Genomic DNA, 17,851 nt, shown 5'->3' with positions numbered 1-17,851 from the left:
CCCCACCAGCCTCCGCATTACTGAACAAAATGCTTGTAATGCTTTTCACAGAAGCTGAAAGAACGCTGAGACGGCGGCTCGACGCCGCTTCCGCCCGCCTTCCGTAGAATGCCGTCAGCCGCGGACGACCACGTTGCGCAGGTCGCCGACGCCTTCCACGTGCACGATCGCCTCGTCGCCGGGGCGCAGTGTGCCGGACGCGTTGGGCGTGCCGGTGAGGATCACGTCGCCGGGAAGCAGCGTGGAGAACTGGGAGATGGCCGCGATCTGCGCGGGGATGGAGTGGATCAGTCCGGCGGTGGTTCCGGCGGCTTCGGGCACCACTTCGCCGTTGAGGCTGAAGCCGATGTGCGTGTTGGCCCAGTCGAGGTCGGTCTGGATCCACGGGCCGAGCGGGCAGGAGGTGTCGAAGCCCTTGGCGCGCGTCCACATGGGGTCGAAGCCCTGCACGTCGCGCAGCGTCACGTCGTTCACGCAGGTGTAGCCGAGCACGTAGTCCATGGCCTTTTCGACGGGCACGTTCTTGGCGATGCGTCCGATGATCACGGCCACTTCGGGCTCGTAGTTCATGTCGTTGGAGAAGCTGGGGATCACGATCGGATCGTCGGGTCCGATTACGGAGGTGGACGGCTTGGTGAAGATCACCATCTCCTCGGGTGCGACCTTGATGTCGGACAGGCCCTTGTTGGCCATGAATTCGGTGTGCGCCTGGTAGTTCTTGGCCAGGCCGAACACCTTGGACGGGATGATGGGGGCGAGCAGACGGATGCCGTCGGAGTCCACGGCGTAGCGTTCGCCGGTGGGCTTGACCTCCTGGGCGCCGAGCGGGAATCCGTCAAGGGCCACCAGATAGTCCTTGCCGTCGTTCTCGTCGGTCTGCACGAATGCGTAGCGGACTTTGTCGTTGAGGGAAAAACGTGCGATTCTCATACGACCAGTGTATGCCGTGGTCCGTCGTTTACGCCGTCAGCCGTCGGCGCGATGCCGGCCGTCGGGTCATATGGGTCACATGAGTCACAGCTCAACCGGGTCGGCCGGACCGGCCGAGTCGGTATCGGCGTCGCGATCATCGCCCGTCTGCGCGTTCGCCTGCTGCGCGACGCGTTCGCGCATCTCCTTGTCGCGTTCGGCGAGCGCCTGCTTCTGCTGACGGACGAGCTGGCGGCGCAGGGAGCTGAGTTCGTGTTCGAGTTCGTCGATGCGGTTGATCTGACGTTCCAACAGCTTTTCGTAGGACATGCGGAACGGTTCGGATTCCGCGTTGACCACACCGGCCGCCTCTTCGGCGATGGTTTCAGGCGTGAGTTCGCCGGATTCCTCCATGGACGGCATGATGGTCTTGCGCCAGCGGGCGATGCATCGTTCGATGCGCTTGTAGCCGATCACGCTGGAGTCGAGTCCGGCTTCGCGGAAGATCACGGCCGGGGAGTCGCCAGCCGCGTAGCGACGCATGCAGTGACGCTTAAACGACTCGGAATAGGTGACGCGTCCGTCGACCACCCGTTCCACGGCAGGCAGCGAGCGCAGATATGCCGCCTGCTTGCGCGTAAACTTCTTACGCTCCATCATGTCCATCCTCCTTTGCCGCGCAGGAGAATCGTCACACTCGGGATCTGCTCCCTCGCGGCAACTATCACCCCCCCCCCCCCCGCCAAGGGTGGCGAGAGCTGGTGTCTGTCGATTCGCCTCTGTCTTCGTTGTGCAGCCCTTAGTTATTCAAGGCGTGCGTTCGGGAATCTCACCGATAATACACCACGATGCGATGACCCCTTAAATGCCATACATACCCCCTTATTTGGTTTTTAGCGTACTCGCCATATGGACAAGCGGTGATTCAGATCACATTTTCGGTGAAATTCGGGCTTAACGGCATCCACGGTTGTCAACGATCACATGCCGAGCGATAGGGGGTGGGGGCACAGAAAATCAACCCCTAATGACATCCCCCATTCGGCGTGTCACAATCGAAACAACACGAAAACGATCATCTCTCAACAAAAATGAACAATGCGTCCATGATGCGGACGAGACCGTCGCAGCGGGCGGCAATCTGCTACCCGACCCACCAGAATCCGAATTGGATAACAAAAACGGCGACCCGCCGCAAGATCATCAGATGAACGCGCGCTCGCCGAAGATGGCAGTGCCCACGCGCACGATGGTGGAGCCCTCGCTGATGGCGATCGCCATGTCCTGCGTCATGCCCATCGACAGCTCGCGGCAGTCGGCGAGCGCGGGGGTACCGGATGCGAGCAGCGCGTCGCGGGTCTCACGCAGGTGGGCGAATCCGCGGCGGATCACAGCTTCGTCGTGCACGTGCGCGCCGATGGTCATGAGGCCTTCGAGGTGGAGACCGTCGAGTTCGGCGATCTGCGCGGCCAGGTCGGCGGCCTCGTCGGGCTCACAGCCGGACTTGCTTTCCTCGCCGGACTCGTTGACCTCGAGCAGCACGCCCACGGTGATGCCGCGGGTCACGGCACGTTTGGCGATCTTCTGCGCGAGGGCGAGATTGTCCACGGATTCGATGGTGGTGACGTGCGGCAGCACCTTATTGATCTTGTTGGATTGCAGCTGGCCGATCAGGTGGAACGGCAGCGGGGTGAGGTCCGCCGCGGATGCGTTGCCGAGGGCTGCTGCGGCGGCCTGCGCGTCCTCGGTGCCGGAGTTCATAGCCTCGCCGAGTGCGAATCCGCGGCTCGCACACTGGCGCACGAGACCGGGCGCCTTGACCTCGATCTCCTGCGGACGGTTCTCGCCGATCATGCGCACGCCGGCGTCGATGGCGGCCATGATCTCGCCGACGTCACGCGTCTTGGTGGCGGCGAGCAGTCGCACGGATCCGGCGGTACGGCCGGCGTCGGATTCCGCGGCGGCGATGCCGTCGAGCACTTTGTGAACACCGTCGGCGATCTGCTGTTTGCGCTCGTCGTCGATCGTCTCGTTGGCCAGATTCTTGTGCTCCATGTATGCAACCATCGCGGTCCGCTTCCCCTTGTCGTATGCCGTTGTCATATGTCTCGCCGGACGTCGCTCGCATGGAAAGCGCGGGCGTCGGCAAGGCTACTGCACGCTATGCTAGTACGCTTTGCGACGTTGCCGCATCACCCGATCAGCTCGTGCACGACCCACCCGATCGGCGCGGGACGTTCCGTTATGCCGTGCAGGAGAGCACGGCGGCGCCGTGATGGAAGAACGTCGGCAGCGGAAGGCTCGCCAGAGTGGAGACGACGCCTTCGAAACTGTCATAGAGACGCCCCCCCCCCCCGAGATGTTTCGGAGTCGGCGGTTGTCGTGGCGGTTGGCTCGGCAATTGGTGCTGCAATTGGCGTGGGAGTAAGGTCCGTCAGGCCGTTCACCTCGGCTGCGTGATCGGCGCTGCCGTCACTGTGGTCGATGGCCGCGAGCACTTCGGTGCGCAGTTCGGCCACTTCGTGTTCGAGTTCGGCGATGCGGCGCACCTGCTGGGCGATCAGCAGGTCGCGAAGGTCACGGCGACCGGAACGGACGACCAGATTCGGCGAAAACGCCTCGTCGGAATAGTCGTCGCCGGTCTGTGCGTGATTGTCGGCAGTGCCGGCGGAAGACAAGGATGCGGGTGAAGCGGACTCCTTGGGAGCACTTTCCATGCCGCGCCAGCGCGAGATGCAGCGTTCGATGCGCTTGTAGCCGATCAGCGCCGAGTCCAGTCCGGCGTCGCGGAAGATGCGAGCCGGGGATTCACCCGCCGCGTACCGGCGCATGCATTCGCGCTTGAACTCCTCGGTGTACCGGATGCGGCCGTTCGATACGCGCGCCACGGCCCGCAACGACCTCAGGTAGGTGATTTCTTCTTGGGTGAATTCACCGGTTCTCATGAGTTTCCCCTTCATATGGATTTGTGCCAGGTTTGCGCGCGGAAACCGCTGCGCGCAATGCAACGCCCGTCGTGACTTAGGGCTTGCTTTTGGGATTGACGCGGATGCGGCGGCGACGTTGCGAAGGCGATGCCGACAGCGGAACCACATCAGGATGATGTCTGGGGACGCAACGTTGCGAAACCGGTTGCACCGCCTCGTCTCATATGGCATCAGATTGTTGTCCATTATACCCCTTAAACCCCTCGCACCATACCCCTTTGAGAAGGGGTGGAGGCTTGGTTTTTCAAGGGTTTTGGGCTATTACGAAAAGCGCCGACCACTGGATGCGCGAATGGCCGGGGTCGAATAGTTGGTTCGACCCCGGCCCTTCGCCGGTTTTTGCACTTTTCCCCTCCCTCGGAGGCCTCCCATAGGGGGCTGCCCGATCGAGGAAGGTCGCCCTCCCCTGGGTGCTCCCTCCATGGGAGGAGCCGTCACGCAACGCGTGACTGAGGGAGGGCTACGCGCCTCTCAGCGCCCGATCACTCAGGCGTGCAGCGCAGCGTTGGTGCGACGGGACTTGGCGTACACCGTGGCGGCGGCGCCAGCCAGCATCACACCCAGAGCCACGAACATAGCAATGCCCGCAGCACCGGTCTTCGGCAGCTCGGTGATGGAGGCAACGTTCTTCACGTTGATCGTCGTGCCCTCACCCTTGGTGGCGAGCTTCCAACCGTCAGCCTTGGTCAGGGCTACGCCGCCGTTAGCATCGATGGTGACCTGGAACTCAGGGGTCACATTCTGCAGGAAGCCGGTCGGCACCCTGGTTTCCTTGACCGTGTAGGTACCCTCAGCCAGACCGCTGAAGGTCAGGTTGCCGTTGACATCGGTGGTCAGCTTGGCGCTACCCGTGTAGGTCTTGGGGGCGCCAGTCAGAGTGAACTCGGCATTAGCAAGGGCCTTGCCAGCAGCATCGGTCTTGTGGATGGAGAAGCCGTACAGCTTCTTCACGACGGGAGTGCCCTCGACCCACGTATCGTTGTCCTTGCTTACAGAAGCGGTGTTGGTCACGGAATCGACCGCATTCTCGTTCACGGTGGCGGTGTAGGTCACGACGATGTCCTTACCGCCCTGATCGGCCACATTGTTGAGCTTGATCACCGTGGTGGTCTTACCAGTCTCGGCGTCGGGGGTCACCGTGAGGGTGTAGTCCTTGTTCTCAGTCAGGGTCTTGCTGTCAAGGGTGACCTTGAAGTCCTTGTTCACGGTCAGGCCCTTGGACGCAACATCCTGCAGGTAGTAGGCGAAGGTCTCGTAGCCAGTGGTGTTCGGCACCTTGGCGGTGATCTTGTAGCTCAGGGTGTCGCCCAGGCTCACGCTGCCCTTATCGGTGTTGGTGACTTCCTTCTTGGGGGTGTCGGGAGTGTTCGGCTTCACTTCAGCCTCACCGAGCTGGGTACCGTTGAGCGTGGTGTACACGGTGTTGCCCTTGGTGGCCTTCGTGCCCACGAGGATCGGAGCACCATTGGAATCGGTCACGAGGTACCAGCCATCGGTCGGCACGTCAAGGGTCACGTTCGTGGCGTCGGCAGCAGCCTTGACAACGGTCGGATTGGCGGGCTTAGCCGTCGCCTTGGCGAGTTCTTCGGCGAAAGCACGAAGCTTGGCGCCCTCGGTGGTCTGGTTCAGCGTGGACACGTAGGCGAGCTCATTGCCCTTGTACTGATCCGGAACAGTGATGCCAGCATTCGCGACAGCCTGAGCGATCGACGGGGTCCACTCGGTGTTCTGGTTCAGGCCGAGCGACGTGATGTCGGTATCGGTACCCTGAACATCCGTGTAGGTGCCCAGCGGGTACGCGGTGAACGTACGACCGGCCACGTTACCGTTCAGCACGATGGTGGACGAATCACCAGCGGCCGCGTTAGCGGTGGCGGCGCCGAACGCCATGCCACCAAGCAGGGTCGCCGCAGCGGCGACACCCGCGAAAAGCTTCCTCAACTTCATGAGAAAACCCTCTCTTTCCTTACTTGATATTTCTTATGGGTCGCGGAGGCGGAAGGACTCACGCCTTCCGCGACCGCAAATCTTTTCTGTTCGGAACCGGAGCTCACGCCATCTGACGCTTGCGCCACACCGCGTAGCTCGCTCCGGCCATCGCCAGCAGCACACCGCCGGCAACCAGCCATGCACGTCCCGTAGTGCCACCGGTCAGCGGCAGCTGGGACACAGCCACATAGGCGTTGGTGAAGATCGCGACGTTGTCCTCGGAAACCTCGCCGTTCGACCCGGAGGTCTTGGCAACGGTGACGACCACACCGTTAGCGGTCAGGGAATCAACCTTCACCGTCACGGTGAACACGGCATCCGAGTAGCTGAATCCGGGGATCTTCCCCTGCTGCTTCTCGGTGAGCGTGTACGTGTAGGTGCCGATCGACGTGTAGGTGATGTCACCGAACGTCTTGGCCTTGGACAGGTTGTCGGAGTCCTTGTCCGCCGCGGAAATCGCGATCGAAGACACGTCTTTGCCCTTGGCGTCCTTGGGCAGCGGAGCGCTGTCGCTGGCCTTGAGCTCGAACTGGAACGAACCATCAGCGGGCAGATCATTCCAAGTCCGGCCGGCGAGCTTCTTCTTCACCTGCACGAAGTCGTTTGCAGCAAGCTTGATGCTGGCGGGAGAGTTCGTCACCGTAAAGCCCTTGGTCTGGTCTCCGGTCACATCAACCTTGAATCCGGCCTCGGTCGGGGTCTTGCCATCCACGGAGGTTTCCTCCACCGAGTAGGTGATGTCACCGTAATCGGCGGTGTGATTCGGCAGGTTCTTGATAGTGGTGGTCCACTTGCCGTCGGCATTCAAGGTGTACTCGCCTTGGGTTCCGGAGGCGTTTTTCTCCGTTCCCTTCCAGTTGAGTTTCACCTTCACCGGCTTCTTCTGATCGTTGGCGATCTCGGCGGACCACTGCTTGGTGATCTTCACGTCGATGGGCGTGGTGCCGTACTCGTTCACGAACGTCACGCTCTGTGTGTCCTTGGTGATCGTCGCGTCAACGGACGGCTTGAATGCGCTGCCGTTGGTGGCGGACGTCGCGGACGTGGTCACGTTCTTGCTGCCGGCCTGATAGTTCTGCTCGGTGAGCGTTACCTTGCCGGTTTCCAAACGGCTCATGTTCCACGTGTAGGTAACCGTGTCCGCATCATCGGCGGTAAGACCGCCTTCAGTTACGGTGCTGGCGTTCCTCGTGGTCAGGGCGGGGATCTTGTTATCCGTGGACGTGATCTGGAAGGCGTCCGCGAGGTCGGAGCGTTCCTGCCAAGTCAGATTCTTGACATGGAAGGTCTTGGTCACAGTCATCTTGCCTTCGCCGGAGCTCACCGTATTGGTGGTGGTGACGGTCTGCGGAGCTTCGTTGCCGGTTCCCTTGGCGGGGTATGCGGTGGCGGAGCCATCGATCTTGTTCGTCTTGTCGTTCACATAGGCGGTCGTGAAGACGGAGGGATCATTGCCCGGGGTGCCGGTCTCGGTGAAGACGACCTTGGCACCATTCGGCAGACCCTTGATGGTCACGGGCTGGTCGGGCTTGGCCTGAATACCGGTGATCGTACCGGTCTTGCCGTCCGCGTCCACGACCATCGACACCGAGGAGCCCACAGCAAGACCCTGAGCCGGATACGAGGTACGCAGCGTGGACTTGGAGCCTTCAGGCAGCGTCACTTTTGCGGAGAACGTGAAGTTCTGGTTCTGGTACTCGCTCGTATCATTGCCGTCCAGATGCTTGACGAGGCTCACCTGCGCGGTCTTGTGCACGTAGATGGTGAAGATCACATGGTACGGATCAGAGGAGCTGTTGGGGCTGGAAGCGTTCTTGTTCCAGTGGGTTTCCATGCCGGTCTTCATGTCGTTGACCGTGTAGGTCTCCAGCGGGTCGCCGCTCTTATTCGTGGAGGTCCAAGAACGCTGCGAATTCTGATTGGATGCCTTGTATTTCGCGACATACAGGATTTCGTACTCGCCCAGATTCTGCTCGCTGGCGGTGATGTTGTTCACACCGGCATGCGTGTTGTAGTAGTACATGGTGTCGGACTTGGCCAGCTGCTGATTGGTATCGGCATCGACGACCTCGGCAATGACTGCCTTGGACGTCCACAGGCTGTTGCTGCCCGTACTGTAATCGCTGGCATTAAAATCGCCAACGAACCAGTCGGACATATGGAACGTGGCGTAATCGCCCACCTGCTGATCCTGCAGGTAATAGAACACAAGCTGCAGATCGGAGTCATAGCTATTATTAGGCGTCACCCAATTGCCGTTAATCAGGAACTGCAGACTTTCCGACTGGTAACGGATTCGGGTTACCGTCGCACCCGTATTCGACTGATTATTGCCAGCGGTGGTGTCTTGCTTATCACCATAGTCCTGATAGCCATCAGAACCCTTCAGGCTGGCCTTCCAGAACGTGTAACCGTTCTTTGTGTAGGCCAAATCCTGAACGGCCATGCCATTGACTCTATTCAGCCCCTCAGTACCACCGGAGAGATACACATCAGAATCTTCATGATGCTGGTTACTGGTCCATGCTTCAGCCGTAATGCCAGAAATGGAACGCGCCTGCGGGGCGGCGGCTACGGCGGCGGGGGCCGGGGTTGCGGCGGCCTGCTTGTCCTTGGAGACGACCTTGCTGTCGGAGGTGGCGGAGTCGGTCGTGGACTTGCCGGACTTGGAGGTTTCGGTCTGCGTCGGAGTGGACGACTTGGTCGCATCCGGCGTGGAAGTGGAATTCGCGTCCGAGGTCTTCTGGTCGGACTGGGCCGCCTGCGTCTGCGTCGTGGTCGGCGACGGCGATTCGGTCGTGGCCGCGATGGCCGTGCCGCTTACGGCAACGGCTAGGAACATCGCCGCGGCAGAAGCGACCGCCACAAGGCGGGCGCCGATACCCCCTACCCTTCCTGGCTTCTCGTTCTTCTTCATTCTCGTCATGTCTTCTTCCTGCGCCTTGCCGGGCGCTAGATTGCAGCAGTGCCATGCACCCCTACGCATGCAATGCCGCATAACAGTGCCAACAGAACGGCACTGTAGACTGAAGCCCCCTACCCCACGTCACCCCTTATATACCCACCAACTTTCGTGTCGCACCCCCATTGGCACCCACTTGGGTTACGGACAACAGCGACTCAGACATGCACCCCCGAGTTAGGGAAAAGTCGTTTCAAAGCTCGAAAATTCACCTCATCGCAATAATCGGGGGCTCGATTGCGCACGGCGATGCGCGCTTTTGAGGCAAAGTTTGGGGAGGTGAATGGGAGAATCCCTCCCTCAGACCGCCTGCGGCGGCCAGCTCCCTCCCCCGGAGGGAGCACAAATGTATAACTACCAGCGGTGGGGCCAGAGGCTGGCGTGGTGCATGGCGCGCCAGGGCATACGGCGCAGTCGGCGTAGCAGCGTCACGAGGAACCAGCCGGCGGCCAGCATGATCGACGCGGTCATGATTCCCGCGGTACGGCCGTCGTGCAGATCACTCGGATCGGGCGCGGGCACAGGAATCGCCACACGATGCCCGGACACCAGCAGACGATGCGTGTTCACGCCATACGGGGTGCACGTCATCAGCGTTATGCGATCCTCCCCCGGCACGATCTTCAACTGCGACGTGTCGTTCGGCTCGATCACCGTGATGCGGTCCACCTCATAGCCCAGCTTCTCGCCCATCACCTCAACGTAGAAGAAATCGCCGGTCTTCAACTCATCCAGACGCGTGAACATCATCGCCTCCACCAGGCCACGATGTCCGGTGATCACCGAATGCGTGGACTTGCCGCCCACCGGCAGGCTCGACCCATACAGGTGGCCGGCGCCCGACGCGAGCGCGGTTTCGGACGTGCCGTGGTAGATCGGCAGGTCGATCGACACCTTGGGAATGCGGATCGTGCCCATCACTCCATTGCCCGAATCGAGCAGCGACTGATACTCCTTGTCCTTCGACGACGCGGAATCCTCGTCGCTCGCCTTGGAGCCGCCGGACGCCGCCGTGAACGGGTCCACCGCCTCGCCGAGCACCGGCTGGCCGGACGCCGCAAGCTTCTTGTTGTACGCCTTCGCCGCCTTGAACGCCTCCTCGGCCTTCGGATACGGCCAGCCGGCCACATGCTTCTGCGCGTCGCTCGACGTCTGTGCCAGGCGCTGCGCCGACTGATACTGCAACGCCAGCGGGAAGCCCGCCACGCATACGGCGGCGATGAGCAGCAGCGCGGTGATCACGCGCATGACGATGAGGTTGCGGCGCAGGCGACGCTGATTCTGAATGACGTCGGTGATGTCGATCGCCTCGTCGAACGAGAGCGAGGTCTGGGCGGGGGATGCGGCGGGCACGGTGGACGCAGTGGACATGGGGGCGGAGGTCAGCGTCGGCTCGCCGCCCGAATGACGACCACCGGACTTCGCGCGCCGAGAGGAACGACCACCGAACATTACCGACTCCCATCCATGTCATTTGCATCGGCCACGCCGGGTATTCCCAGCCGTTCATATAGGCCGGATTCCTCGCGTCGCCCATGCCGGGCATGAACGGCGACGGGAGGCCGCGCAGCGCAACGCCACAATCCTAACGCCGGCACCTTCTTTGCCATACCCCCGTTCGCAAATAACGGCAATTCGCGGGATTATCCGGGATTGGAGTATCCGGGTTTGGAATGTCTGGAATTATCCGAATAGCACGGTCGGATCGCAGACGCGGTCCTCGTGGTCGGCGCGCAACGGCTCCCAGGAGAAATCGGTCAGCAAGTCGCGCGCACTCACCGGCTGCGGGGTTTCCTGCAAGCGCAGCAGCCATGCACAGTAGCCGATCACCGCTTCCGGGGTCACACCTTCCTCGCGCAGCACGCCGAGGTCGAGGGCACGGTCGCGCTTCGCCAGGCGTTTGCCGCTCGGGTCGTCCACCAGCGGAAGGTGAGCGAAACGGATGCGGGCGGGGATGCGGGAGGCTTCGGACGTGGTTTCGGGGTTAGGCAGGGTTTCAGGAGGCAGGGTTTCGGGGCGGGTGGGGATATCCCCAGAGTTGTCGTCGCTGTCCACAGCATGCCAGCCGGCGGTCGAAAGCTGATCGCGGATCCACAGCTGCAGGGCGGTGGAACGCAGCAGATCACGGCCACGCACCACGTCGTTCACGCCCATCAGCAGGTCGTCCACCACTACGGCCAGCTGATACGCGTACAGGCCGTCGGAGCGGCGCAGCACCGTGTCGCCGATCTGCCGAGCCAGATCGAAATGCTGCTCACCGAACACCGTATCGTCGAAGCGCTGCTCTGCGGCGGGAAGATGAACGCGCCAGGAATGCCGGCGCCCCTCCGCAAGCCGCCGGTCACGTTCGGCAGGATCGAGTCGGGCGCAGGTGCCGGGGTAGATCACGTAACCGTCGCCCTCCTGCGGGGCCGACGCGGCGCGGATCTCGGCGCGCGAGCAGAAGCAGGGGTAGATCAGATCGGCCTCGCGCAGGTCGTGCAGCGCCTGATCGTACAGGTCGCCGCGCTTGGACTGGTACACCGGGTCGCCGTCCCAGTCCAAGCCGAGCCAATGCAGGTCGTCCATGATCCAACGGTCGGCATCCTTGCGCACGCGCGGGGTGTCGATGTCCTCAATACGCAGGCGCAGCACGCCGGGGCGATGACCGTCGTTCGGATCGCTCGGGCGCGGGGCGCGCACGCTCAACCACGCGGCGAGCGCCGCGTACACGTTGCCGATATGCATGCGACCGGTGGGGGAAGGGGCCAGACGCCCTACTCGGCGCTGGGACTCGGACGAACCGGAGAGGTTGGATTCGACGGGGGCGGAAGGCTTGGAGAGGCCAGCGGAACCGGCCGAGGTGTTCGGAAGCGCGACGTGTGCGCTTCGATCATCCCGATGTCCGTCATCAACGATTCGACATTCAGCCATTCCACATAATCCTTCGCCCATTATGATCTTCCGCCCTGAGTGTACCCGACTCGTAGGAGGCAATGGGGTCGGAGAATGTGGATAACTCTTGGGTTATTCCACTTATCCACTTTTGCACTGGGCGCTCGAGCGAGAATTGGCGCACGCGCCTACGCTCGCAGCCATGTACGAACTCACCGGAATCCCCAGCACCGACCTCCTCGCCTCACGGCTCGCCGCAACCCAGCAGACCACGATCTCCCGCCTTCAACCCCTGCTCCCCCGGCTTCCCGGAACCGCGGTCTTCAGCCATACCACGGCATATCGGATACTCGGCATCCCACTTCCCGAGCACTACGACCTTCGGGACAGCACCATTCATGTATCCGCGCCGGACCCCAGACACAGAAGGCATCGCATCACCGGAGTGTCATGGCACATATGGCCGTTACTTTCCGAGCCGGACTCCTTCGTAGACATCTATAACGTGCCATGTATCAGTCCGACGCATGCTCTCGCGCAGATGAGCATGCACATGGAGTTCGGGCAACTGGTCGTTTCGGGAGATACGCTGCTATGCCGCAATTCGAATCTCAGACGCGCAGAGATGACGGACTTCAGGCAGTTGCTGCATAGCAGATTCAAGGGCAGTTGCAGGTTCTCCCGCATGTTGCCATTGCTACGGGAGGGTACGGATTCGCCTAAGGAAACCGAGCTTCGCCTTCATGCGATGAGGTTCGGGCTCCCCTGCCCCGAAGTGAACTTTCCTGTGAACACACGAGGCCATGTCAACCATGCAGACATGGGGTATCCCGAGTTCAAGGTGATTTTGGAATATGACGGCTTGCACCACTTCACCAGCAGAGAGCAATGGGAAAGGGATTGGGAGAAGCGGAACCGCTGGATCGCCGCGGGGTGGAGCGTTTTCGTGGCGACTGCCGCCACGCTGGCCAGCGAGGATGCACTGATTCGGTATTTCCGGGATGTGGAGCGTGCGTTGCATGCCAATGGAGCGGAAATGTACGTCACGGAACCTCCCATGAGTGTCTGGGAATTGTCCGATCGGAGGCGGCACAGGAATTAGCGGTTCACAAATCGAAGATAGATGAAATTTGTCCTTGAAAATACGCGGAGGAATCCAGGTATCTCCGATTTGTGAACCGCTCTCTTCGGAGACCTAGAGAAAACCACTCAAAACCTTACATTTTCCCCTTTTAAGGGTTTCTTTTCTACCAAAAAGAGAACAAAGTGTGTCTTTTGGCGCTTGGCTCGGAATGAGACGGTTCACAAATCGAAGATACGGAGATTTCCGCGCGGAATTTCAACGGTCTCTGTCAGGTATCTTCGATTTGTGAACCGGAAAAGAAAAAAGCCCGGTGCCGTAAGGCATCGGGCTTTTCAAGAAGACGTCGAGATCCTTAGGATCAGGCGGCGAAGAGCACCTTGTAGAGGAAGGCACCCACAATGGCGCCGGCAATCGGGGCCACAACCGGGATCCAGGCTTCGTTCCAGCGGGAGCCGCCCTTGTGGGCGATCGGCAGGATCTGGTGCAGGAGTCGCGGCATGAGGTCACGGGCCGGGTTCAGACCGGGGCCGGTCGGGCCGCCGAGCGAGGTGACCAGACCCCACACGATGAAGCCAACCACGATCGAGGCGGCGGCGAGATCCTTGGCACCCCACGGCAGCAGCAGGCAGCAGAGGGCACCGAGCACGAGCACGAGCGTGCCGAAGAACTCGTTGAGGAAGTAGTTGAAGCGGGAGCCCTCAGCGTCGGTGGTGGAGAAGGTAGCGAAGATGGCCTCCGGGTCCTCGGTGTCGCGGTAGTGCGGGTAGTAGGTGGCGAACACCACAAGCTGACCGACAGCGGCGCCCAGCAGCTGGGCGATGATGTAGGGGGCGACCTCATTCCACGGGAACATGCCGTTGACCGCCTGGGCGATCGTCATGGCCGGGTTGATGTGCGCGCCGGAGACGCCACCGAACATGAGCACGGGGAACATCACGCCGAAACCGTAGCCCATGGCGATGTTCAGCCATCCAGCGTGGTAGCCCTTGGTGTTCTTGAGTTCGGTGTTGGCCACGGAACCGTTGCCGAAGATCATGAGGATTGCCGTGCCGACGAACTCGGCGGCAAGCTTGGTCATAAGCGAGTATTCCACAATCGTCCTTCAGGTATTGAAACGTGCGATCCGTCGTAATGCGCTTCGAGGCCCGTGGCGCCCGAAAACTGGGCATGGGTCCCCGAGGATCCTTGGATTCGCGATGCTCTCTCTGATACTGATGCCATAAGGCAAACAGTCGCAATTCTACCCGCGCTCAGGACAAACAAGGAGGGTGTCGGAACACGACAGGGAGACGCGAAGGAAACGGAAGACTTTCGCCTATTCGAGACTCCCCTCAGTCCGGCGCGGCCGGACAGCTCCCCTCCGCGGGAGGGGAGCCACCTAGTGTGATCACACTAAGGACATGCGGGTCAGACAGCCCCCTCATCTGGAGGGGAGCCACAGCCCATAGCTACGGCCTATCAAACCGTCACGCCGAAACCAAGTAGCTTGCCGGCGCTCAGTCGCGGGGGACGCGCTTCATGGTGCGGTAGTCCCAGTAGCCTTCGGCCGGGGGCTCCTCGCCGCGGATCTCGGCCTCGATCTCCTCGAGCCGTACGCGCACGCGTCGGGTCAGCTCGGCCACTGCCTCCTTGGGCGGCGCACTCCCCCACGAATCCATGTCGGCCAGCAGGTCCGCATACTCGATGGCGGAGCCGTAGCCCATCACCACGTTCTTGCGAGGCCACGGCCACCAGTGGTTGATGCTCGCCGCACCCCACGTCGCGGCCGGGAAGATCGGAATCTCGCGGCCGAGCTTGCGGCACGCCTCGAGCGCGATGTATGCCATGCCGGGCTTGAGGCTCATCGGCCACTTCTTCGGATCGCGCGTGAGCGTGCCCTCCGGCCAGATAGTCAGCGGACGCCCCGAGGTGAGGATGCGGATCGACTCGTTCTCGATGGCCAGCGCCTCGCCCTTGCGCCGCGGCACGGGCTGCATGCCCACCAGCTGGAACCACTTGCCGATGATCGGCCAGCTGGCCATCTCCGCCTTGGCCATGTAACGCGGCCTGCGCCCCTGATAGAACATGGCAGCCATGGGAATGAACACGTCGAACAGGGTGACGTGCGTGCACGCGGTGATGAACACGCCCTCCTCCGGCACGTTCTCCAAGCCCCACGCCTTGGGCTTGCACCGGGAGCGCACCACCCACGCGCAGGCGTCGAGCAGTCGCTGCGTGGCCTTGGGGTTCTGCGCATTGATCTCGGCGACGTTGTCGCGACGCGGACCGGTGGGGTGATTGTGCATCGGATTGACGAGCTTGTGCTTGCGGGCCAGCCTGGCCACCTGTTCGTCGCTCAGCGGCTTGACCGAGGAGCGGGGTGAGGGTTTTCCGGGAGATACCATGCTCCCCATTGTGCCGCAAGGTGTGGGCGTGGGGCTGTGGGCGGCAAGGTGTGGGCGGGATTGTGCGGGGCAAAGAGGAAACGGAACCGTCCAAGAGGTCGGATCCCTCCCTCAGACCGCCTGCGGCGGCCAGCTCCCTCCCCTGGAGGGAGCACTACGCACTCGACCCGCTCCCGCAAAAACTGACGACCTCACGACCGACGCGCTCCCCCGCGTTCGTCTGTCGGCTCACCTGAGTCCCGACAACGCCTCTGACCTCGTCTCAACGGACTAGAGCACATAAACGAGAGCCGCCCCTTCGGAGATCGCGACGGATAGTGAAACAACTCCCCCGTGCTCCCTCCACGGGAGGGAGCTGTCACGCGCAGCGTGACTGAGGGAGGGCCCCGCCACCAACAGACACCAACAAACCCAACAAACACCAACACACCCAACACCCCAACAAACACCAACACACCCAACACCAACACACCAACCCATCACCAACACACCCCAACAGACCAATACACCAACAGACGTCACCAACCCATCACCAACAGACACCAACACACCCCAACAAACACCAACCCACCCTTGATGGTTGCGAAACGGTTTCCGAACTTTTCGCCCATCACCAACACACCCAACAAACACCACCAACAGACACTGCCAACCCAGCACACCCAACAAACCCAACACACCCAACGAACACCAACCCACCCCAAACCCACCGCAACCAGACACAACCAGACGCAAAAACGGGAGACACACGCGCCGATGTCATTCAGACACCGGAAACGCGCATGTCTCCCGTTTCCCAAAACGTCAGCCAATGTCAGCCGCCCTAGGCCTTACGACCCAGACCTCACGGCCCGGCCCCGGCCAACCTCACCAGCACCCCTACTCGAAGTCGGCGCCGAGGGCGGCCAGCTTGCCGCGGAAGTCGGCGTAGCCGCGGTCGATCAGCGAGATGCCGCGCACGGTGGACGGACCTTCGGCCGCGAGCGCCGCGATCAGGTGGCTGAATCCACCGCGCAGATCCGGCACGTCGATGTCACGTCCGGTGAGCGGGGTGGGTCCGAAGATCACCGCGGAGTGCTTGTAGTTGCGCTGCTGGAAGCGGCACGGCAGGGAGCCGAGGCACTCGCGGTACAGCTGCACGGTGGCGCCCATCTGCACGAGCGGCTTGGTGAAGCCGAAACGGTTCTCGTACACGGTCTCGTGCACGATCGACAGGCCCTTGGCCTGGGTGAGGGCCACGACGAGCGGCTGCTGCCAGTCGGTCATGAAGCCGGGGTGCACGTCGGTCTCGATGGCCACGGGCTTGAGGTCGCCGCCCGGATGCCAGAATCGGATACCCTCGTCCTGGATGTCGAACTCGCCGCCGATCTTGCGGAACACGTTGAGGAACGTCATCATCTCGGGCTGGGTGGCGCCCTTGACGAAGATGTCGCCGTGCGTGGCGAGCGCCGCGGAGGCCCACGATGCGGCCTCGATGCGGTCGGTGAGGGACGTGTGGGTGAAGCCCTTGAGCTCCTTGACGCCTTCGATGCGGAAGGTGCGGTCCACGTCCACGGAGATCACGGCGCCCATCTTCTGCAGCACGGACACAAGGTCCATGATCTCGGGCTCGATGGCGGCGCCGGACAGCTCGGTCTTGCCTTCGGCGAGCACGGCGGCGAGCAGGGTCTGCTCGGTGGCGCCGACGGACGGGTAGGGCAGGTGGATCTTGGCGCCGTGCAGGCCGTTCGGCGCGGTGATGTGGATGCCGTCCTTGTGTTCCTTGTCCACGGTGGCGCCGAGCTTGCGCAGCGTCTCGAGGTGGAAGTCGATGGGTCGGCCGCCGATGGCGCATCCGCCGAGCGCGGGGATGAACGCCTCGCCGAGGCGGTGCAGCAGCGGGCCGGAGAAGAGGATCGGGATGCGGGAGGAGCCGGACAGCGTGTCCACGTCGGCCACGTTGGCGAGCTCCACGTGGGAGGCGTCGATGGTCACGACGCCCTTGTCGCCGTCCACGTTCACGCTCACGCCGTGCAGGCGCAGCAGGTCGGACACCACGTGCACGTCACGGATTTCGGGAACGTTCTTCAGTACGGAAACGCCCGGAGCGAGCAGCGCGGCGACCATCGCCTTGCTGACGAAGTTCTTGGCTCCGCGCACCTTGATTTTGCCGTTCAGCGGCTTGCCGCCGACTACGCGCAACACGTCATTCTCAGAATTCACGAACCGCTCCTTCGATTTCGTCTGAAATTCTTGGTTTTCGCCGGCTTCTTCCAGTTGACCGGGAAAGACTACCTCTTAGTTTGCCATATCAGGTGTGGCGACTCAGTGAAATCGCCACTGGCATATCAGCCGCGGGAAGAGCGCTGTATGCCAGTGAGATACACCATTTTGTTGGGATACGCCATTTGCGTGGCGCACGATCGACGGGATTCACGATGACGGTCGGCGTCGTGCACTGCACGCCATTGCCGACCGCACATCAACGCACGCCGACCGCGCATCACCCACGCATCAACGACTACCGCGCATCGCCGCCGCTTATCGCGCCTGCTTGATGCGCTGCGCCAGATCCGCGTTCCTTCCCCTTTATTCGTGGGCTGCGCGGCTTGCTTGCGCTCGTTGCGTTTGCTGCCCTTGGTAGAGTCCGAGGGTTTTCGCTATCGCACAGTGGATGTTCGCC

At 61.9% G+C, this 17,851-nt stretch carries 12 protein-coding genes; 1 reads left to right on the top strand and 11 read right to left on the bottom strand.

Annotation, left to right across the window (positions count from 1 at the left end):
* Positions 1-114 precede the first annotated feature (114 nt).
* The 8 genes from Tam10B_RS07130 to Tam10B_RS07095 all read right to left on the bottom strand — a co-directional run bounded on the left by Tam10B_RS07130 (position 115) and on the right by Tam10B_RS07095 (position 11,760).
* Positions 115-930: a fumarylacetoacetate hydrolase family protein gene (locus tag Tam10B_RS07130; RefSeq protein ID WP_093960564.1), complete on the bottom strand. Its 816-nt coding sequence runs from the start codon at positions 928-930 to the stop codon at positions 115-117.
* Positions 931-1,014: 84 nt separating this feature from the next.
* Positions 1,015-1,569 carry a hypothetical protein gene (locus Tam10B_RS13385; protein WP_198947552.1) on the bottom strand — a complete coding sequence of 185 codons (555 nt, stop codon included), beginning with the start codon at positions 1,567-1,569 and terminating at the stop codon, positions 1,015-1,017.
* Between the two features lie 543 nt (positions 1,570-2,112).
* On the bottom strand, positions 2,113-2,976 hold the full coding sequence (locus Tam10B_RS07120; RefSeq protein ID WP_093960563.1) for a YggS family pyridoxal phosphate-dependent enzyme: 864 nt from the start codon (positions 2,974-2,976) through the stop codon (positions 2,113-2,115).
* Between the two features lie 266 nt (positions 2,977-3,242).
* Positions 3,243-3,854, bottom strand: coding sequence for an HTH domain-containing protein (locus Tam10B_RS07115; RefSeq protein WP_198947551.1), 612 nt, complete (start codon positions 3,852-3,854; stop codon positions 3,243-3,245).
* Between the two features lie 528 nt (positions 3,855-4,382).
* Positions 4,383-5,843: an isopeptide-forming domain-containing fimbrial protein gene (locus tag Tam10B_RS07110; RefSeq protein ID WP_093960562.1), complete on the bottom strand. Its 1,461-nt coding sequence runs from the start codon at positions 5,841-5,843 to the stop codon at positions 4,383-4,385.
* Positions 5,844-5,946: 103 nt separating this feature from the next.
* Positions 5,947-8,811: a Spy0128 family protein gene (locus Tam10B_RS07105; RefSeq protein WP_158214157.1), complete on the bottom strand. Its 2,865-nt coding sequence runs from the start codon at positions 8,809-8,811 to the stop codon at positions 5,947-5,949.
* 390 nt (positions 8,812-9,201) lie between these two features.
* The gene (locus Tam10B_RS07100; RefSeq protein ID WP_233133646.1) at positions 9,202-10,218 is read right to left on the bottom strand and encodes a class C sortase; all 1,017 of its coding nucleotides are present in this window, start codon (positions 10,216-10,218) and stop codon (positions 9,202-9,204) included.
* 312 nt (positions 10,219-10,530) lie between these two features.
* The gene (locus Tam10B_RS07095; protein WP_093960559.1) at positions 10,531-11,760 is read right to left on the bottom strand and encodes a glutamyl-Q tRNA(Asp) synthetase; all 1,230 of its coding nucleotides are present in this window, start codon (positions 11,758-11,760) and stop codon (positions 10,531-10,533) included.
* A gap of 88 nt (positions 11,761-11,848) precedes the next feature.
* Here Tam10B_RS07095 and Tam10B_RS07090 point away from each other — a divergent pair, with 88 nt between their 5' ends.
* A complete protein-coding gene (locus Tam10B_RS07090; RefSeq protein ID WP_143248590.1) occupies positions 11,849-12,823 on the top strand; it encodes a hypothetical protein in 975 nt (324 codons plus the stop codon).
* 340 nt (positions 12,824-13,163) lie between these two features.
* Here Tam10B_RS07090 and Tam10B_RS07085 read toward each other — a convergent pair whose 3' ends face one another.
* The 3 genes from Tam10B_RS07085 to murA all read right to left on the bottom strand — a co-directional run bounded on the left by Tam10B_RS07085 (position 13,164) and on the right by murA (position 17,391).
* Positions 13,164-13,898, bottom strand: coding sequence for an MIP/aquaporin family protein (locus Tam10B_RS07085; protein WP_093960557.1), 735 nt, complete (start codon positions 13,896-13,898; stop codon positions 13,164-13,166).
* Between the two features lie 403 nt (positions 13,899-14,301).
* Positions 14,302-15,189, bottom strand: coding sequence for a lysophospholipid acyltransferase family protein (locus Tam10B_RS07080; protein WP_093960556.1), 888 nt, complete (start codon positions 15,187-15,189; stop codon positions 14,302-14,304).
* 879 nt (positions 15,190-16,068) lie between these two features.
* Entirely contained in the window at positions 16,069-17,391 is a 1,323-nt protein-coding gene (gene murA / locus Tam10B_RS07075) for a UDP-N-acetylglucosamine 1-carboxyvinyltransferase (protein WP_093960555.1), read from the bottom strand.
* Positions 17,392-17,851: the final 460 nt, after the last annotated feature.

The organism is Bifidobacterium vansinderenii (assembly GCF_002234915.1).
Lineage (GTDB): Bacteria > Actinomycetota > Actinomycetes > Actinomycetales > Bifidobacteriaceae > Galliscardovia > Galliscardovia vansinderenii.
The sequence above is the reverse complement of the archived record's forward strand: the minus strand, read 5'-3'. Positions and strand labels throughout refer to the sequence as shown.